The organism is Flavobacterium sp. (assembly GCF_039932285.1).
Taxonomy (GTDB): Bacteria; Bacteroidota; Bacteroidia; order Flavobacteriales; family Flavobacteriaceae; genus Flavobacterium.
Genome location: NZ_JBDTQE010000032.1, coordinates 12,941 through 30,887, shown reverse-complemented (window position 1 = coordinate 30,887; position 17,947 = coordinate 12,941). Strand labels below are relative to the sequence as shown.

Annotated in this window: 19 protein-coding genes, 1 tRNA gene and 1 pseudogene; 3 read left to right on the top strand and 18 right to left on the bottom strand. The window is 33.4% G+C overall.

The annotated features are described in order from the left end of the window. The 14 genes from ABI549_RS07705 to ABI549_RS07640 form a co-directional block, all read right to left on the bottom strand. The coding region (locus ABI549_RS07705; protein WP_348075880.1) for an efflux RND transporter permease subunit at positions 1–1,412 on the bottom strand (1,412 nt) is incomplete at its 3' end. A 71-nt stretch (positions 1,413–1,483) separates the two neighbouring features. After that, positions 1,484–2,569: an efflux RND transporter periplasmic adaptor subunit gene (locus ABI549_RS07700; RefSeq protein ID WP_348075879.1), complete on the bottom strand. Its 1,086-nt coding sequence runs from the start codon at positions 2,567–2,569 to the stop codon at positions 1,484–1,486. A gap of 56 nt (positions 2,570–2,625) precedes the next feature. Beyond that, the gene (locus ABI549_RS07695; RefSeq protein ID WP_348075878.1) at positions 2,626–3,939 is read right to left on the bottom strand and encodes a TolC family protein; all 1,314 of its coding nucleotides are present in this window, start codon (positions 3,937–3,939) and stop codon (positions 2,626–2,628) included. 134 nt (positions 3,940–4,073) lie between these two features. Continuing rightward, on the bottom strand, positions 4,074–4,292 hold the full coding sequence (locus ABI549_RS07690; RefSeq protein ID WP_348075877.1) for a hypothetical protein: 219 nt from the start codon (positions 4,290–4,292) through the stop codon (positions 4,074–4,076). 16 nt (positions 4,293–4,308) lie between these two features. Continuing rightward, complete coding sequence (locus tag ABI549_RS07685) at positions 4,309–4,452, bottom strand: hypothetical protein (RefSeq protein WP_348075876.1); 144 nt, start codon at positions 4,450–4,452, stop codon at positions 4,309–4,311. A 10-nt stretch (positions 4,453–4,462) separates the two neighbouring features. Further along, positions 4,463–4,798, bottom strand: a complete 336-nt coding sequence (gene trxA / locus ABI549_RS07680) for a thioredoxin (protein ID WP_348075875.1) — start codon at positions 4,796–4,798, stop codon at positions 4,463–4,465. 21 nt (positions 4,799–4,819) lie between these two features. Further along, positions 4,820–5,032 carry a DUF2892 domain-containing protein gene (locus ABI549_RS07675; RefSeq protein WP_348075874.1) on the bottom strand — a complete coding sequence of 71 codons (213 nt, stop codon included), beginning with the start codon at positions 5,030–5,032 and terminating at the stop codon, positions 4,820–4,822. Between the two features lie 124 nt (positions 5,033–5,156). Further along, complete coding sequence (locus ABI549_RS07670) at positions 5,157–5,474, bottom strand: rhodanese-like domain-containing protein (RefSeq protein WP_348075873.1); 318 nt, start codon at positions 5,472–5,474, stop codon at positions 5,157–5,159. Between the two features lie 134 nt (positions 5,475–5,608). Further along, positions 5,609–7,024, bottom strand: coding sequence for an MBL fold metallo-hydrolase (locus ABI549_RS07665; RefSeq protein ID WP_348075872.1), 1,416 nt, complete (start codon positions 7,022–7,024; stop codon positions 5,609–5,611). A gap of 226 nt (positions 7,025–7,250) precedes the next feature. Next, on the bottom strand, positions 7,251–7,895 hold the full coding sequence (locus ABI549_RS07660) for a peroxiredoxin (protein ID WP_348075871.1): 645 nt from the start codon (positions 7,893–7,895) through the stop codon (positions 7,251–7,253). Between the two features lie 698 nt (positions 7,896–8,593). Then, on the bottom strand, positions 8,594–8,899 hold the full coding sequence (locus ABI549_RS07655; RefSeq protein WP_348075870.1) for a hypothetical protein: 306 nt from the start codon (positions 8,897–8,899) through the stop codon (positions 8,594–8,596). 223 nt (positions 8,900–9,122) lie between these two features. Continuing rightward, complete coding sequence (locus ABI549_RS07650; protein ID WP_348075869.1) at positions 9,123–9,311, bottom strand: hypothetical protein; 189 nt, start codon at positions 9,309–9,311, stop codon at positions 9,123–9,125. A 338-nt stretch (positions 9,312–9,649) separates the two neighbouring features. Then, entirely contained in the window at positions 9,650–10,438 is a 789-nt protein-coding gene (locus ABI549_RS07645; protein ID WP_348075868.1) for a sulfite exporter TauE/SafE family protein, read from the bottom strand. A gap of 74 nt (positions 10,439–10,512) precedes the next feature. Next, positions 10,513–11,139, bottom strand: a complete 627-nt coding sequence (locus tag ABI549_RS07640; protein ID WP_348075867.1) for a Crp/Fnr family transcriptional regulator — start codon at positions 11,137–11,139, stop codon at positions 10,513–10,515. Between the two features lie 226 nt (positions 11,140–11,365). On the opposite strand from ABI549_RS07640, the pseudogene ABI549_RS07635 reads away from it, so the two are divergent. Then, a pseudogene (locus ABI549_RS07635) lies at positions 11,366–11,440 on the top strand (DUF932 domain-containing protein); the annotation flags it as partial. Positions 11,441–11,524: 84 nt separating this feature from the next. Here ABI549_RS07635 and ABI549_RS07630 read toward each other — a convergent pair. Together ABI549_RS07630 and ABI549_RS07625 are read right to left on the bottom strand one after the other, a co-directional pair. After that, on the bottom strand, positions 11,525–11,713 hold the full coding sequence (locus ABI549_RS07630; RefSeq protein WP_348075866.1) for a hypothetical protein: 189 nt from the start codon (positions 11,711–11,713) through the stop codon (positions 11,525–11,527). An 818-nt stretch (positions 11,714–12,531) separates the two neighbouring features. After that, positions 12,532–12,606: transfer RNA gene (locus ABI549_RS07625), tRNA-Pro, on the bottom strand. Positions 12,607–12,768: 162 nt separating this feature from the next. Between ABI549_RS07625 and ABI549_RS07620 the strand changes: the two genes are divergently transcribed. Both ABI549_RS07620 and ABI549_RS07615 read left to right on the top strand, forming a co-directional pair. After that, positions 12,769–14,031, top strand: coding sequence for an asparagine synthetase B (locus ABI549_RS07620; RefSeq protein WP_348075881.1), 1,263 nt, complete (start codon positions 12,769–12,771; stop codon positions 14,029–14,031). A gap of 41 nt (positions 14,032–14,072) precedes the next feature. Then, the gene (locus ABI549_RS07615) at positions 14,073–14,984 is read left to right on the top strand and encodes a glutaminase (protein WP_348075865.1); all 912 of its coding nucleotides are present in this window, start codon (positions 14,073–14,075) and stop codon (positions 14,982–14,984) included. 156 nt (positions 14,985–15,140) lie between these two features. Here the strand turns inward: ABI549_RS07615 and ABI549_RS07610 are convergent, their stop codons facing one another. Next, positions 15,141–15,719, bottom strand: a complete 579-nt coding sequence (locus tag ABI549_RS07610; protein WP_348075864.1) for a hypothetical protein — start codon at positions 15,717–15,719, stop codon at positions 15,141–15,143. Between the two features lie 52 nt (positions 15,720–15,771). After that, on the bottom strand, positions 15,772–17,904 hold the full coding sequence (locus ABI549_RS07605; protein ID WP_348075863.1) for a DPP IV N-terminal domain-containing protein: 2,133 nt from the start codon (positions 17,902–17,904) through the stop codon (positions 15,772–15,774). Positions 17,905–17,947 lie beyond the last annotated feature (43 nt).

Here is a 17,947-nt window from a genome sequence, read left to right as displayed (position 1 = left end):
CCAGACACAAACGCCATTGGTAAAATAGCGGCAATTACTGTAAAGGTTGCTAAAATAGTAGGATTTCCGACTTCGTTAATCGCATAAATAGCTGCTTGTTTGAACGGCAATCGCTTCATCTTGAAATGTCGGTGCATATTTTCGGCAATGATAATACTATCGTCAACTACAATTCCTACCACAAAAACTAGAGCAAAAAGCGTAATTCTGTTTAAAGTATAACCCAATAAATAATACGCAAACAAGGTCAAGGCAAACGTTAACGGTACTGAAAAAAACACCACCAATCCGCCACGCCAACCCATTGCGAAAATTACCAAAAGTGTTACGGCAATAATTGCAATTCCTAAGTGAAGTAGCAATTCGCCGACTTTATCCGAAGCCGTTTCACCGTAATTTCGAGTGACTTCAACGTGAACATCATTCGTGATTAACGTTTTCTTTAATTGTTCGACTTTATCTAAAATCTTTTCCGAAATTTTCATCGCATCAGCACCTTTTACTTTTCCGATAGAAATGGTAACTGCTGGATATTCTGATTTGGATGTTTTGAACTTTTCATTGGCTTTACCATATCCAAAAGACACGTAACTTCTAGGTGTTGATGGACCATCTTCTACTTTAGCAACCTGTTTTAAATAAACTGGTAAATTTGCATTGACACCCACAACTAGGTTTTCAACATCTTCTGATGAGGTTAAAAATTGTCCGGTTGTAACCAAATATTCTTTATCGTTATTGACAAAACTTCCGGATTGTGAACTGCCGTTATTAGCCTGAATCATTTGCATAATTCCTAAAGCATCGACACCATTTTCAGCCATTTTATCTTTGTCTAAAACGACTTTTACTTCGCGGTTTCTGCCTCCAATTTCCCGTGTAATGGCAACATCTTTTATTTTCTCTACTTCAGATGTTACTTCTTCTGCAATTTGACGAATTTCAAAATCGTTCCGTTTTTCACTCCAAAGTGTCAATCCCAACATGGGAACATCGTCAATCGAACGAGTCTTAACCATCGGTTTGGAAACACCTTGTGGAAACATATTCTCGTGTTTCGCTAATTCGTCGTATAGTTTCACATACGAACGCTCCACATCTTGACCCACAAAAAACTGCACAATCAACATGGCTTGTCCATTCATCGCCATACTGTGCACGTGTTCGACACCTTTAATATTAGAAAGAATTTTTTCTAATGGTTTTACGACGCGACTTTCTACTTCACTCGGACTCGCTCCAGGATAACCCACCATGACATCGGCCATTGGAACATTAATTTGTGGTTCTTCTTCACGCGGAATTAAGAACGAACTGTACACACCAATAATCATCAAACCAACCATTAGCAATATGGTCAACTTCGAATTGATGAAAAAATGGGCTATTTTACCTGATATACCTTCTTGCATGATTTTTTGTTTAAAGTTTAAGGTTTAAAAGGTTAAAATTGTTTCCAACTAAACCTGAAACCTGCGACTGTTTACTTAATACTAACTTTAGCTCCGTTGTATAATTTGCCATCGGCGGAAACAATATATTGCTCGTTAGCCGATAATCCTGATAAAATTTCTATTTGGTTGCCAAAAATTTTACCTATTCGTAACCATCTTAAAATGACAACATTTCCAGAACCAATAGTGTAAATTCCGGTTAGTTGCCCTTGATGCACTAAAGCACTTTCGGGCACTAAAACTTTGTCAGACTGAACCGTTGCAGTTGTTTGGGGTTTGTTGGCTACAGGAAACTGAACATTCGCAAACATGCCCGATAAGACTTTGCTTCCAGCGTTATTCAAATTGATTTTTACCAAATATTGTCCGCCAGTGTTTTTGGCAGAACCACTTACTTCCGAAACGGTACCAGACAATTCTTGATTGGTTGATTTTACCAAAACTTTTGCTTTCATATCACTTTTAATTAAAGTGATATCGCTTTCAGAAACCATGGCAGTTACTTGTAAATGATTTGCGCCTTCTACGCTTACTAATGGCATTCCTGGGTTTGCCATATCGCCTTCTTTCACGAAAGTATTGGTGATTTCACCCGAAAAAGGAGCCGTAATATTGGAATAAGAAAACTGCGCCATGACTTCATTTCGCATTTGTTTAGCAGCTTCTAATCCGGCTTTTGCCATTTCGTAGCGCGATGTCATATCGTCTAATTCTTTTTGGGAAGCACTTTGTTGTGCAAATAAGGCTGTGAATCTGTCAAAGTCTTTTTTAGCATTATTATAAGCTGCGGTTGCTTGCAAAATTGAGGCATCGACTTGTGCTTTTTTGGCTTGTAAATCGGTGTTGTTCACGCTTACTAAAAGTTGTCCAGCAGTTACTTTTTGACCAACTTTCACATTGACTTTGGTTACATAACCCATCATTCGAGTAGATACATTGGCGCTATTTTCGGCTTCTATTTTTCCGCTTGCAGTTACGAATTCACCGTTGTTGTCTGCTGAAATACCGCTTACTTTTACTGATATTGCTGGAGTATTGTTTGTTATTTCAGTTTTCTCTTTTCCGCATGAAATAAAGAGAATTGAAAGAGTTAGGATGGCTATTGTTTTTTTCATAATTTAAATTTATTCTTCTATATCTGACAGGTTTTTAAAACCTGTCAGATATACTATTACTTGGTTAAAAATTGTAAATATTGTTTAGTGAAATTATACTCGAAAACCGATTGCAAATGCTCCAATTCTTTTTGAATCATTTGGGTTTCTGATTGCAATAAATCGGTGGTTTTTTCTAAACCTTGTGCAAAACGATTTTGACGAATTCTATACGCTTCTTGCGATTGCTCAAATGCTTCTTGCGATAAATTGACTTTGTTTTCGGCATCTTTCAATTGTCGATTGGTTTTGTTTAACTCCAATTGGCTTTGTTTTTTGTATTGCTCTTTTTCGGTATCGGATTTTTGATATTCAGCTTTTGCTTTTTCGAATTTTCCGATTGATTTATAGCCATCGAAAACATTCCAGGATAACTGTGCACCAACTAAATAACCTTTGGCAGAAGTTCCTAAGAAGTTTTTATCATACATTTCATAACTTCCAAAAGCGTTTAATCTTGGCAGGAAAGCCATTTTAGACGATTGTATTATTTTAGCATACGCTTCAGACGACTTGCTCATGGCTTGAATGTCTTTTCTATTATCAGATAATGAAGTATTTATAGCTTCAACTGAAATACTATTTTCTAATTCTTCTGTTGGTTTGTAGGTTTTACCATTGCTGTCTTCATTCAGTAGGAAAGCTAAATAATCGGAAGCATTTTGCATATTAGATTTTGCATATTGCAATTGGTTTTCAATTTCATTAACACGAACTTGAACATTTAACAAATCTGTTTTTTGTAACATTCCTTGTTTAAAATAGTTTTCTACTAATTTCAAATTGGCTTTTCCTGTTGCATTGGCTTTTTCTAATACTTTGACCGCTTTATAAGCCAATTGTAGTTGCATATAAGATTTAGAAACTTCCAATTCTAAATACTCTTTGGTACGTTGGGTTTGTAATTGAAAGGCTTCCATTTTAGATTTGGCTGCTTGTCTTTCGTACAAACCATCAATGTTAATTAAGGGTTGTTGTATTTCAAATTTGGTTGCAAAATTTTGAGTTCGGGCAGGATTATTCAATAAATCAGGATTGAAATCCATCGGAGTTAAAATGGCTTGATTCAATTTAGAACCAAAAGCCATCAGTGGATTTGTAGTAGAAATTCCTGTATGACTTGCAGTAATGTTTGGCAAAAACAAAGCTCTCGATTGATGGTAATCGGCTTTGGATGATTCATACGTTTTACCTGCAATTTTGAGTTGTAGGTTTTTATCAGAAAGTTTTTGAATTAATTCATTTTTTGAAATTGACAAAGTATCTTGACCAAATCCGAAGAATGAACTTAAAATTGTTCCTGTAAAAATGATGTAACTTATTTGCTTCATAATTATTTTTATAAATTATGAAGCAAAAGTAGCTCGGTAAAAATGTGTGCACAGTAACAAATGTCACACAGTTAAAAAAAGAGAACAAAAAAAGTGCTTGATTTCTCAAGCACTCTGATAATATTAAAAGAAATTTAGGCTTTTGCTTTATTAGCACAACATCCCGCCTTTTTTTCTTTAGTGCATGTTTTCATTTCCTCTGGTGTGCAGGTTTTCTTGTCTTTAGCACATTTTTTCATTTCTGCTGCTGAACATTCTTTTTTGGCTTTCTCTTTTGGTTTTTTAGTTTGAGCGTTGCCATTCATTGAAATTAAAATAGCTGCTAAAGCCATTATTGAAACTAATTTTTTCATGTTTTTTGTATTTAAGTTATTGTGTTTGTTTATTTGTTGGATTAGGTTTTGTAGTGTCGTCATTTTTTGGTTTTTCTTTCTGAATTTCTAATTTATAAAAGAGCCATCCGAAGCCGCCAATTAGGTGTAGCATTACAATTCCGAAGATGAGATAGTCCATGACAAGCTGTTTAAATTGTTTTTTCCTGTCCTGGTAATTCGGGCCAAGAACTTTTTTCCATGATGATTTCTACGATTTCTATTTTAGACAGCACTCCAGATTGCCTCCAGAGTTGAATTCCATTTTGAAATAACATCATAGTTGGAACTCCTTTGACGCGGTAATGTGCAGCTATTTCTTGATTTTTATCGACATCAATTTTTATAATGGAAACCCGCTCTTTGAAAGTGTCTTTAACTTCTTTAAGAATAGGGCCTAACATTTGGCAAGGACCACACCAAGTGGCATAAAAATCAACCAATAGTGGCTTGTCGGATTTTATAAGTGTTTCGAATGAGGAATCCATCGTTGTTATTCTTATGTCAATTTACTTTGTGTTTGTTCTTTTGCACGTACTGATTCCGAAAGGGGCATACAATGGACAAAAGCTAACAAAACTAGTAAGCAAAAATATAATTGCTACTACTCCAAGAACAATAGCCAATGTACCGTCAATTATGTTTGTGTAATATAAAACACCCACAATAATTGCTAAAAGAATGCGAATGAATCTATCCGCTGATCCCATATTTTTTTTCATAATTTTTACTTTTAATGATTTATAAATTACTAGTAAATGTACCTTATATAAACAACATATAATGTGATATTTGTCACGTTGCGTTCTTAAATAAAATCTAATTGCTTGTTACTTTAGTTCTAAACTATTTTTTGGTAATCATGGCATTTACTTTCTGCCAGGTTCCACCATTAGTAACATTGGTAAAACCATTTTGTTCTAAAATTGATTTGGCGTGACCGCTTCGATTTCCACTTCTGCAAAAAACTACTATCTGATCTTTACCTTTAAATTTGGACAAACTATTTTGCACTTGGCCCAAAGATATATTCACAGAGCCTTTAACATGACCGCCCGCAAATTCACTTGGCGACCGAACATCTACCAAAAAAGCATCTTCTTTTATTAAGGTTGCTGTATTTTCATTACTACTGCCACCAAATATTTTATTAAAAAATCCCATAGTTAATTTTTTATGTTGTTGAATAATAGTACAAAGGTAGTATTAGAAAATAGCTTTGATAGTGACAAAAGTTACATAGAAAAAAAAGCTATTTGTATTTTAGCGTTTTTTAAATAATAGAAGTATGGTAGTTTTTATAATAAAGTCGTAGGGCAAACGTAATCAGACTTTAAAAGATTTGTTTTTTTAATTTCACTAAAACCACCAATGACATCTGTAAAATTATTCCAGCCACGCTGTTTTAACATGGACGCCGCAATCATACTGCGATAACCTCCAGCACAATACAAAATGAATGTTTTATCTTTTGGAAATTCGGCCAAGTGATTATTGATTTCGTTTAGTGGAATATTTATAGCCCCAATCAAATGTTCAGATATGAATTCGCTTTTTTTCCTAACATCAAATATTTTAGTTTCTTCAAAGTTGCTATTTTTTTCTAAATCCTCAGCAGTCATTCTATCAATCGTATCTGTCTCGAAGCCTTCATTTTTCCATGAAATAAAACCACCATTTAGGTAGCCAATAGTATGATCATATCCAATTCGGGACAAGCGCACCATACTTTCTTCTTCTTTCCCAATTTCGGTTACTAATAGGATTTCTTGTTTGATATCGGCAATCATTTCACCAACCCACATCGCAAAGCTTCCATCTAAACCAATGTTTATACTATTCGGAATAAATCCCTTGGTAAATTCTTCGGCAGTTCTTGTGTCTAAAACCAATGCCATTGTTTCATTGGCTACCAATTCAAATTCAGATGGATTTAAAGGGGTTTTTGCTTTTTTAAGTACCACATCTAAACTTTCATATCCTTTGATGTTCATTAGAACATTGGCGGGAAAATAACCCGGTGGATTTGTTAATCCGGTAAGAACGGCTGTAACAAATTCGTCTTCTGTCATTTTTGGGTTTAAAGCATAGTTGGTTTTCTTTTGGTTGCCCAAAGTATCGGTAGTTTCTTTACTCATCATTTTACCACAGGCAGAACCCGCACCGTGATTTGGGTAAACAATTAAATCATCTGACAAAAGCATGATTTTTTCTCGTAACGAATGAAATAAATGTCGCGCTAGTTTGTCCTGCGTTAAATCGGCCACGACGTGTTGCGCTAAATCAGGGCGACCAACATCCCCGATAAACAAGGTGTCACCAGTTATGATTCCGTGTTCTTTTCCGTTTTCGTCTATGAGCATATAAGTGGTGCTTTCCATAGTATGTCCCGGAGTATGGATTACTTTTACTTTGTAGTTTCCAATTTCAAACACTTGACCATCTTCGGCGGTAATAATTTCGTAAGCAGGTTTAGCCGTTGGACCATATACAATTTTTGCATTTGTTTTATTGGCTAAGTCTAAATGACCCGAAACAAAATCGGCGTGGAAATGAGTTAGGAAAACGTATTTGATTTTAGCATTGTCTTTGAATGCTCTGTCGATGTAGGGTTGCACTTCGCGCAATGGATCAAAAATGGCAGCTTCTCCATTATTTTCAATATAGTAAGCGGCATGAGCAATACAACCCGTATAGATTTGTTCGATTTTCATAATCAAGCGTTTTTTAGTAGTACTTTTTTGTTGGTTTAGATTGTGACAAAAATAGTTGGTACTTAACTCATAGAGTATGATATAAATCATTAAAGAATAACTATTTTATCAGTAAATATAGTATGTGGAAAATGTCATAGAAGAAATTTCTAAAATCATATTTAGTGCTAAAACATTAAAAAACCATCCTGTTTAAGAATATTTTTTTACTTTTAAAGTGATCGTATTAAATTGATTTTTTAGCCAAATACCAATCGACCATTTCTAAGTCGCTCTTTTTTCTTTCAGCTAATCCTTCAATTGTTTTTGGAGCCGGAACAATTACTTTGTCTCCTGGTTGCCAATTTAAAGGCATCGCCACTTTGTGTTCGTCTGAAGTTTGAAGTGCCAATAACGTTCTCTTAATTTCCTCCATGTTTCTACCAACGTTTAAAGGATAATACATTATCAATCTTACTTTTCCTTCTGGATCCATTATGAAGACTGCTCTAACGGCTGCTGTTTCACTTTCTCCCGGTTGCAGCATGCCATATAATTTTGAAACTTCCATAGTAATGTCTGCCACTATTGGGAATTCAAATAAAACGCCTGTTTTTTCTTGTACAGCATTTACCCAGGCGATATGAGAATGAATACTATCAATGCTTAGTCCCATCAATTTTGTATTGTGCTTTACAAAGAACTCTTTTTCATTAGCAAAACCACTCATTTCAGTTGTGCATACCGGAGTAAAATCAGCAGGATGTGAAAAAAACACTACCCAACTTCCTTTATTATATTCTGAAAATTTTAGATTCCCTGTTGTTGTTACAGCTTCAAAGTCAGGAGCCATATCACCAATTCTTGGCATTAAAATTACTTTTTCTTCCATTGTTATTGTATTTGATTATTTATACGACAAAGTTAGCTTTATGCATCGTTCTTATTTGTGATATTTATCACTTGCGGATATTTAGTTTTCATTTCTGATTAAATTTATCGTCACTATGAAAGAACATTGTAAGCCATAAAATACGCGATAATCTCATCAACCAGGGCTGCATTAAAATTAACGCTAAAATATTTATTGGCAACTACCAAAACATTTTTTTATTTTTAAATCCGTAACCAGTTGTTAAAACCCAGATAACAAAAGTGATGATTGAAAAACCAACTGTAAAAGTATAACTTATATAGCCAGTGCCATTATAAAACCCGGGTTCCAGTTCAGTTCGCTGCCCACAAACGGAGCATTTTTTGACCATCTTATTTCCATCGGATATATTGTACCATTTATTTATAAATAAATTTTCTTTGTGACATCCTAGGGCATTTGAAGGATAAAAGATGTTTTAAGAATAGCAAAATGGTTTTAATTTTTTAAAAGGTATTTCTTCAGCCTACAATGCTGTGTGATAAAAGTTACTTTTCCCAATATATAATTAAAAAACCCCTCTCAAAATCAGTTGAAAGGGATTCACGAACTGTAATTGTGGTATTTGATTAAGCTGTTCCTTTTAAAATTTTATTCCAATGGAGCCAAGGTAAGACTTTTGTTTTAAGCATCCACATTGACCATCTTGGTTTTGCCTAATTGAAAAGGAAAGTCATTTTGGGTTTGTTGGAATAATCAAACTCCGCTAGCATTAGTTTTCTGTATTCTGTTGGGATTGGACAAGCACTATAACCATCATATTCTGCTGTTCCAATTTTTTTATCCATCATTGCTAATAGATTTTCAACTACCACTGGTGCTTGCTTTCTAATAGCTGCGCCAGTTTTACTGCATGGTGGATTGGTGCAATCACCCAGTGCAAATACATTTTGAAAACTGGCATGCTGCATCGTATTTTTATTGATCTCTACATAGCCTAATGAATTTGCTTCGTCTCGCAACGGACTATTTTTGATAAAGTCTGGTGCAGATTGTGGTGGTACTGTTTTGGTTTATCCGTTAATGGCTTTTACATTGGCACCAAAATGAACTTTAATATTATATTTAGCAACTACTTTCTTTGGCGTTTCGGCATATTTTGGTACGCAAATATGATACTGGCTCCGGATATATAATGCACATCACATTGATCTAAAATTCCTTTTTTACGCCAATAATCACAAACTAAATACATAATTTGTGGGGAGTACCACCAAATTTTATAGGGGTTGACGGATTGGTAAAAACGGCAGTTCCTCCTTTAAAGTTTTTAATCATTTCCCAAGTGTAAGGCGCTGTATTAAAATCGTAATTGCTGCTGATATTGTTTTTGCCTAATATTTCATTTAGCCCTTTAATTTTGTTCCAATCCAATTTTATTCCCAGACAAACAATCATATAATCATAAGTGACTTCTTTTCCTGAATTACATCTTTTTCGCTGCGAACGGTTTTCGCTATATCAAAAACACCTTAGCCTACAAGTATACATGCTGGCTGATAATAGCGTTTCTCGGAAGGGTCAATAATTCCAATCTTTAAACTACTTCTTTTCCGAAGAAGTAGTGATGCCGAGGAAAGCCCAGCATTTCCGCCACCAATAATGAGTATTTGATAATGATTTGACATATATTTTGTGTATTTTAAAATTTTACAGTTAACAATAGTAGTTTAATTGAAAACCGAAGCTGTGACTATTATCACATAGTCAGTTTATTTTAAGAAAAGCTCTTTTGCTATAATGTAGATGCCCATAACCAGTACAAACCAACCAAAAGCGGGTTTTAATTTAGCACCATCAATTTTTTTGGATAACATTGTTCCGATAAAAATACCAATTGATGCAAATGCTGCTATGGTAAGCAAGAATGTATAATCAATAGCTACTCCATTGACAACATCTCCCAAAAAACCAAATAAGGAATTAAAGGCTATTATCAATAGCGAAGTTCCAACGGCTTGCTTCATATTGATACCAGTGAAAAACAGCAATGCAGGGATTATTAAAAACCCACCACCAGCTCCTAAAAAACCAGTTATTATACCAACCAACGCTCCGATGATTATCACTTTTGTGGGATTTGATGCAATATTTATAACTACTTCTTTACCTTTTTTAATCATAGAATAAGAAGCAGCAATCATGAGTATGGCAAAAAAAGCCATAATAAAAATATCTTTTGTGAGTATAAAACCATTAGTATTGATAATGGTTTCGGGAATTATTGGTAACACAATTTTCCTTACAAAAATTATAGTTACTAAAGAAGGAATGGCAAAAAGCATCGCTGATTTTAGCTTGATGTTTCCCATGCGATAATGTCTTAAAGCACCAATAGATGCAGTAAAACCAACTATGAATAAAGAATAAGTAGTGGCTAATTTTGGATTGACCTGAAATAAGTACACCAAGATAGGAATGGTTAATATACTTCCGCCTCCGCCAATTAACCCTAAAGCAATTCCAATGAGTATTGACGCGAGATAACCTGTATATTCCATAATTATAAAATTTTAAGATACAAATATTGCTCCTTCAAATTTTGCATTGCGTAACATTTATCACATAATGTATTTTATTTCAAAAGCTCAATGTGATTGCGGTGTAATTTCAAAGTACCACGCTGTTCTAATTTTTTGAGTAAACGGGAGATAACCTCTCTGGAAGTATTTAATTCGGTTGCAATTTCCTGATGGGAAAGCTTTAAATCGTTGCAATCACAAGCATCTTTATGTCTTTTTAAGTAAAACTCAAGACGTTCGTCCATTGCCCTGAAAGCAATGCTGTCAATAACTTCAAGCACTTCTTCAAAACGACTACGGTAGGTGTCGATTACAAATTCATACCAAGAACGGTGTTGCATCATCCATTTATCCATCAATGGTAATGGTACCATAATCAATTCAACATCTTCCACCACTTTTGCCATAATTTGACTTTTCTCGCTCTTAGTGGCACAAATCATAGAAATGGCACAGGCTTGACCTGGCTTAAGGTAATACATGAAGAATTCGCCACCATCTTCATCTTCACGGTAAATTTTAACACTGCCACTTAAAATCAAAACCGTATTTATTATGTATTGCCCTGTTCTAATAATCACATCACCAGTAACAAATTTTTTTTCAATAGCATTGGAACTTATATCTTCAATTAATGCGTTTGAAAAAGAAGGGAATAATTTTTTGAGGGTTTGGTTCATTTTGTCATTATTAATTCTAAAAAAGAATGTTGCGTACAAAGCTAATCAATTTTAAATGAAACTATTTTTACAGCTAATGGATTGAGGTGCTAACCTTTAAATGGATGTAAAGCTAAATTATAATTTTACCACACAATCTTTTAGCTACTTGTCTGGTTTAGACTAATATTCTTTGGTTCTTCATTATTCTAAATATAGTTAGGTAACTAATATTTTACTTAAAATAGGTGACGATGTAACCGAAAAATATATCTTTTTTACCACTTCGCACGATGGTAGCGGAAGCATAACAGTCGCTTTTATGCTTAAGGGTTTATCTGCTAAAACTCCTTCCAGTTTCAAATAATAATGGGAGGTTATTTGGAAAATTATTTACAGCTTTAATCTAAATCTGGTAAGTATCTTCAATAGCGCAATTTTCATTTGTCAAATTAATAGAACCAAAAACACAAGGAATTCCATCTTTAATTTTTGAGTAGGTAATAAAATTCCCAACCGGAATTCTATTACTTGGCCTAGTAATTAATTCATCATAATCTAATAATATTTTCGGCTCACTAGATTTCTTTGTCATCTTCTTTAATATTTAAATTATCTACATCAATGAGAGATAATGACTTCCGGAAATTTTTTCTCTATCAAAAAGTTCTTTTGCTTTAATTCCATAATTACCAACTACATTAGCATCATTTGTAGCCTCATACAGTTTAATTTAATAACCGTGTTCAATTGCGCTTTTCTTTACGTCTTTATTATATTTCGAATAATCCGAACGCAATAATCCTATTTTATCCAATCGAATTAAAATTGCCAACAGAGAAATTCCAAAATATTGTTCTAATTTTATTATTGTAGCAAGTGATATTTCATCACCCCAACATTTCTCTTTTTATTCCTAAATATTCAGCAACTTTATCTTGTGTATATTCATATTTTTCTCGCAGTCCTTTTATTACTAATCCTGTTGTTGTTTCCATCATGTTTTTAAATTATATGGTTAAGTAATCTTTTTTAATCTTTAAATCTTTGTTTACTTCAAGGCGCATGATGCTGATTTTAATTTATTAGATTTATTTTTGAGACCTAAACTTAAGAAAACAAAAAGGGTAGCCGAATAGGTCCCATTTTGTTTGATATAACTTGAGGATTTTGGAGTTGAATAAAATAGAGAAATCCCTTAAATCTTATTATTTAAGGGATTTTGCCTGCTTAAGGAAGGTCATTAGTGTCGTCCTGTCGACATATTTCTTCATTACTAATTTTTAACTCAAAATCAGTTCAAACATACTGGTGCAACTTAGAAAATATTTACGGAAACCCTTCTATAGCAATAAAAAGCATTTAAATAAAAAATGGCACCACTTGTCTTTAAGTGATGCCATTTGTCTTTAGTCGGGGTGGCAGGATTCGAACCTGCGGCCTCCTGCTCCCAAAGCAGGCGCGATAACCGGGCTACGCTACACCCCGTCATAGCGAGTGCAAATATAAGTTTTAATTTTAGTTTTCAAAGTAAAATTTCGAAATAAAATATTTTATTTCACACATAATCTATAATGGTTCAAAATTTGATTTAATATTTTTTATAACTTTCATACATTAAAACTATTATCTTTGAAATTAAAAATTATAATGCAGCTCAAGAAGTTATTTGTTATTTTAACAATTCTATTTTCATTTTCAGTGAAAGCAAATTTTATTTTGCTTCCCATGGATGAAACTTCACAAAAAAACCATCTCAAAGCCTACGGAATTACTTATTGGGCGCTAGACAAACAATACAAAGCGAGTTGGTTACTTAATTATCGTGGGGGTTCATTTTTATTGCCAGATGTTTCAGAAATCAGAAAAGAATGCCAAATACGAGGTGTAAGTTTTGAAGTGCTTTCAGATTCAGAAACCAATAATATCCTCGCAGATATTTCTTCTCCATCACAAAATATGGAAACCGTTGTCTTAGAGAAAGCCCCTAAAGTGGCAGTATATTCGCCACCAGGTAAACAACCTTGGGACGATGCGGTAACTATGGTGTTAACTTATGCCGAAATTCCGTTTACTAGAATTTACGATGAGGAAGTATTAAGTGATCAGCTTATTCTTTATGATTGGTTGCATTTGCATCACGAAGATTTTACAGGACAATACGGTAAGTTTTTTGGGGCTTATAGAACTGCGCCTTGGTATATTCAGCAAAAACAAGATGCGGAAGCATTGGCTAAAAAACTGGGTTATAATAAAGTTTCCCAAGAAAAAGGAGCTGTAGCTAGAAAAATTCGAGATTTCGTTATTGGCGGTGGATTTATGTTTGCCATGTGTTCTGCAACCGATAGTTTTGATATTGCATTAGCTGCCGAAGGTGTCGATATTTGTGAACCAATGTTTGATGGTGATGAAAGTGAAGCTAATTATCAATCTAAAATTGATTATTCGAAGACATTTGCATTCAAAGATTTTATTTTAGACAGAAAACCAGAGCATTATGAGTTTTCAGATATAGATATGACCGAGAAAAGAAAAATTCCTTTCGAAAAAGATTATTTTACTTTAATGGAATTTTCCGCAAAATGGGACGTTATTCCAACTATGTTGTGCCAAAATCATACATCGCTTATAAAAGGATTTATGGGACAAACCACTTCGTTTGATAGACAATTAATAAAAACAAACGTTCTAGTTTTGGGAGAAAACCAAATTAATGAAGAAGCCCGATATATTCACGGACAAAAAGGAAAAGGTTTTTTTACCTTTTATGGCGGACATGATCCCGAAGATTTCCAACATCGAGTAGGAGACGAACCTACGGTTTTAGATTTGCATCCCAATTCGCCAGGTTTTCGATTAATTCTGAATAATATATTGTTTCCTGCTGCAAGAAAGAAAAAGCAAAAAACGTAATATTTAAGTTTTTGAAATTTTAAAAAACTACCAAAATCAATATGAATTACGAACAAATTCTAAAAGAAATATACCAAGAAACAAAATCACTTCCAACCATTGGAAATGTTTCTACCTCAATACAAGAATTGGCAAAAATTGACGGAAACAAATTCGGAATTCACCTCACGACTATCAACCATCAAGATTTTGGAATTGGAGATAGCAACGAAAAATTTTCGATACAATCAGTTTCAAAAGCGCTAACGGTGGCTTTGGCATTTTCTTTTTTAGACGAGAAAGTTTGGGAGCGAGTAGGCGTAGAGCCTTCTGGAAGTGCCTTTAACTCGTTGGTTCAGTTGGAATACGAAAAAGGAATTCCTAGAAATCCATTTATAAACGCTGGCGCTTTGGTTATTGCCGATATGTTGGTTTCTAATCTTGAAAATCCGAAAGAAGATTTTTTAAAATTTATTCATAAAATTTCGGGTTGTCAAACTATCAATTACAATCTAAAAGTAGCCAAATCTGAAAAAGAAACAGGTTTTAGAAACGCTGCTTTGGCTAACTTTCTCAAATCTTTCGGGAATATAACTAATGATGTTGAGGTTGTGTTGGATTTTTATTTCCACCAATGTTCACTAGAAATGACTTGTAAAGAACTGGCTCATTCGTTTTTCTTTTTTGCTAATGAAGGCGTATCTATTTCAGGAGAACAAATTTTAACTAAAAGCCAAGTAAAACGATTGAATGCTCTGATGCAAACGTGTGGTTTTTATGATGAGTCTGGCGAGTTTACCTACAAAGTGGGTTTGCCTGGAAAAAGCGGAATAGGAGGCGGAATCGCTGCCTTATATCCTAAAAATTTTGTGGTGGCTACTTGGTCGCCACGACTCAACGAAAAAGGAAATTCGGAACTCGGAATGAATGCTTTAGAATTGTTGACTACAAAAACTGGAATGTCTGTTTTTTAAAAAAAAATACCTGAAAGGTTTTTTATGATCGATCAGGTAGTTGAAATGTGAATTGTTTATTTTTTTTTAAATTAAAAATTTCTTGCGAAATGTAAAACCAACTTTAAATTAAGCCAAATACCCAAATCTCGCAAAACATCGTGTTGGCAGTAGTTTTTATTTGTTATATTTTCTTTTTGTTCTAATCCAATTGGATGTGGAGTCAGGTTTAGTCTTAAAATTTATAAAATTAATTGTTTCGTCTATTTTCCCTATTCCACCTGTTCTATTAATTGATTGATAAAAAAATATTTTATTTTCTTTAATTACTCCTTTTTCCAAATACCTTTCTTGTCTAAATGTATTAATATTTGGTGGAAATGTTTCTATAGTTATTGTGTCATTTGAGATTTGATAATTTCCCCAAAAGCCCCAAACACCTTTTGGATTTAATTGTATCATTTTTTTTAATTCTAGAGTATCTTTTATCAATCCTGTATAAATAACAGAACCGTCAGCATAAAAGTATATTGGTGATAGATAATTTTCATAATTTTCTTTTTCGGATTGGTAAAAACCATTAAACAATAATTGATTGTTTTTTCCTGGATTATAATTCTTATGATAAATTATCGCTTTATCATATGAAATACAACTTTTTAGAATTGAAGTAAATGAAATAAGAAAAATAAATCTAATTTTTTTTTGAAAATTATTTTTTTTATTCATTCCGTATATATTATTTGAAATATTCATTTTTACTCCCATTTTCGGCAAAATTACTGACAACTATCAGCTATATATAATTTTACTTATTATTCTCCATCACATAATCCAAAACTTTCTTCATCAAATGAACTCTGTCTTTTCCTTGTACGTTGTGTTTGTGCATTGGGTAAGGGAAAAAATCGACTTGTTTTTGAGCTTCTACAAATTTCTTAACCAGCGCAAAATTTTGTTGCATTACAACAGTGTCGTCGTTTGTTCCGTGTATTAACAGCAGTTTTCCTTTCAAATCTTTTACGTAATTTAAAGTGCTTGCTTCGTCGAAACCTTTTTGGTTTTCTGCTGGTGTGTCCATATAACGTTCTCCATACATTACTTCGTAATATTTCCAATCGGTTACTGGTCCGCCTGCAACACCAACTTTAAAAGTATCTGGTTTACGAAGCATTAATGATGTCGTCATGAATCCTCCAAAACTCCAACCGTGTACAGCCAATCTATTTCCATCTACATAAGACAAAGATTTTAAATAATCGACACCTTTCATTTGGTCTTCCATTTCATTTACACCCAATCTTCCGTGAATCACACTTTCGAAAACAAAACCACGATTGTCAGATCCGCGATTGTCAACAGTAAATACTAAATAACCTTGTTCTGCCATCCAATACATCCATAAATTTGCGCCATCTAGATACGAATTGGTAATCATTTGAGCATGTGGTCCGCCGTAAACATAGACTAAAACGGGATATTTTTTTGAAGCATCAAAATTGCTTGGTTTGATTAATCGGGTAAACAAATCGGTAGTTCCGTCTGCAGATTTGATGGTTTTTATTTCGGCAGTTCCCATCACATAACCATCATATTTGTTTTTGCTTTCTAATAATGTAGTTGCTTTCAAACTTTTGTCATACAATAACGATTTTGATGGCGTTGCATGATTCGAATATTCATCAAAAAAGTAATTCCCATCTGAATTTGGTACTACAGTATGTACTCCTAAATCTTTGGTAATTAAAGTTTGTTTTCCTTTCAAATCTACTTTATATGCCAACATATTGGTTCCGTTTTCTCCAGTGGCTTTAAAATAAATTTCGCTTCCAGCAGTATTTGAACTAATGATTTCTCTGATTGGAAATTTATTAGCCGTTAATTGTTTTATTAATTTTCCTTCGATTGTGTAATAATATAAATTGTTGAATCCATCTTTTTCGGAAATCCAAATGAAATTATTCGATTTGTTATTTGGAAAATAAGCAGGATGTTCAGGTTCTACCCAGTTTGAGTTTTTTTCATTCAATAATGTTTTTACAAAATTACCAGTTCTTGCATTATAAAGGTTTAGATTCATATCATTTTGACCGCGATTTAATTCGGCGATAACCACATATTTTTCATCTGGAGTCCAAGATACATTGGTTAAATAATCATCTTGTTTTCCTTTTGGTGAAATGTAAACGGTTGTATTATTTTCGATATTGTAAATTCCGACTCTTGGCTTTTCTGATTTTTGACCAATCATTGGATATTTGATATTTTCTAATTTTCCTGGTATTTCAGTAATATCTAATAATGGATAATCAGCTACTTCTATTTGGTCTTTTTGATAAAAAGCAATAAAATTTGATTTTGGTGACCAAAAAATACCATTGTTAATACCAAATTCATTTCTTGCAATAGATTGACCTGAAATAATTCCTTCATTTGCATTGTTAGTTATGGCAATTTTTTCTTTGGTTTTACCTGAAAAATAGAGATTATTTTTTTCGGTGAAAGCTACATTTTGGGTTGTGTTATCGAAAGCGATATTTTCAGCAGTAGTAGGTATTTCTTGGATGTTTTTTCCCGATTTTGAAGTTAATGAATAAGCAAAATATCTTCCGTTTTCAGTCACTAAAATCGTATTGTTATCTATCCAAGTTAAACCAGCAAAGCTTTTAAGTTTTGTGTTTAAAACTGAATTGATTTCTGTTAAATTTACTAATTCTGTAGCTTTGTTATCAGCTGCCGAAGCCACCATCATTTTAGAAGCTGCATCAGTATAATAAACGTATTTATTGGTGTTTGGTATCCATTGAAAACCAACTAATTTATCTGCTCTAAAAAGTCTGTTTTGTTGTAAAACTGATTCTTCGAGCGTAATGTTTTTGTTTTGTGCTGTTGCGAAAATAGTGATAAAGATGCTTAGTAAAAGTAGTATTCTTTTGTTCATGATTTTTTTTTTGATTGCGTAAATGTATAAAAAAAGTATAGTG

What these genes read in the sequence shown, in the direction of transcription:
- ABI549_RS07615 (WP_348075865.1), top strand. Translation starts at nt 14,073, where the DNA reads ATGAATTACGAACAAATTCTAAAAGAAATATACCAAGAAACAAAATCA.
- ABI549_RS07660 (WP_348075871.1), bottom strand. Translation starts at nt 7,895, where the DNA reads ATGGAAGAAAAAGTAATTTTAATGCCAAGAATTGGTGATATGGCTCCT.
- ABI549_RS07640 (WP_348075867.1), bottom strand. Translation starts at nt 11,139, where the DNA reads ATGAACCAAACCCTCAAAAAATTATTCCCTTCTTTTTCAAACGCATTA.
- ABI549_RS07665 (WP_348075872.1), bottom strand. Translation starts at nt 7,024, where the DNA reads ATGAAAATCGAACAAATCTATACGGGTTGTATTGCTCATGCCGCTTAC.
- ABI549_RS07685 (WP_348075876.1), bottom strand. Translation starts at nt 4,452, where the DNA reads ATGGACTATCTCATCTTCGGAATTGTAATGCTACACCTAATTGGCGGC.
- ABI549_RS07670 (WP_348075873.1), bottom strand. Translation starts at nt 5,474, where the DNA reads ATGGGATTTTTTAATAAAATATTTGGTGGCAGTAGTAATGAAAATACA.
- ABI549_RS07645 (WP_348075868.1), bottom strand. Translation starts at nt 10,438, where the DNA reads ATGGAATATACAGGTTATCTCGCGTCAATACTCATTGGAATTGCTTTA.
- ABI549_RS07700 (WP_348075879.1), bottom strand. Translation starts at nt 2,569, where the DNA reads ATGAAAAAAACAATAGCCATCCTAACTCTTTCAATTCTCTTTATTTCA.
- ABI549_RS07695 (WP_348075878.1), bottom strand. Translation starts at nt 3,939, where the DNA reads ATGAAGCAAATAAGTTACATCATTTTTACAGGAACAATTTTAAGTTCA.
- ABI549_RS07690 (WP_348075877.1), bottom strand. Translation starts at nt 4,292, where the DNA reads ATGAAAAAATTAGTTTCAATAATGGCTTTAGCAGCTATTTTAATTTCA.
- ABI549_RS07675 (WP_348075874.1), bottom strand. Translation starts at nt 5,032, where the DNA reads ATGAAAAAAAATATGGGATCAGCGGATAGATTCATTCGCATTCTTTTA.
- ABI549_RS07605 (WP_348075863.1), bottom strand. Translation starts at nt 17,904, where the DNA reads ATGAACAAAAGAATACTACTTTTACTAAGCATCTTTATCACTATTTTC.
- ABI549_RS07610 (WP_348075864.1), bottom strand. Translation starts at nt 15,719, where the DNA reads ATGAATATTTCAAATAATATATACGGAATGAATAAAAAAAATAATTTT.
- trxA (WP_348075875.1), bottom strand. Translation starts at nt 4,798, where the DNA reads ATGGATTCCTCATTCGAAACACTTATAAAATCCGACAAGCCACTATTG.
- ABI549_RS07620 (WP_348075881.1), top strand. Translation starts at nt 12,769, where the DNA reads ATGCAGCTCAAGAAGTTATTTGTTATTTTAACAATTCTATTTTCATTT.
- ABI549_RS07630 (WP_348075866.1), bottom strand. Translation starts at nt 11,713, where the DNA reads ATGACAAAGAAATCTAGTGAGCCGAAAATATTATTAGATTATGATGAA.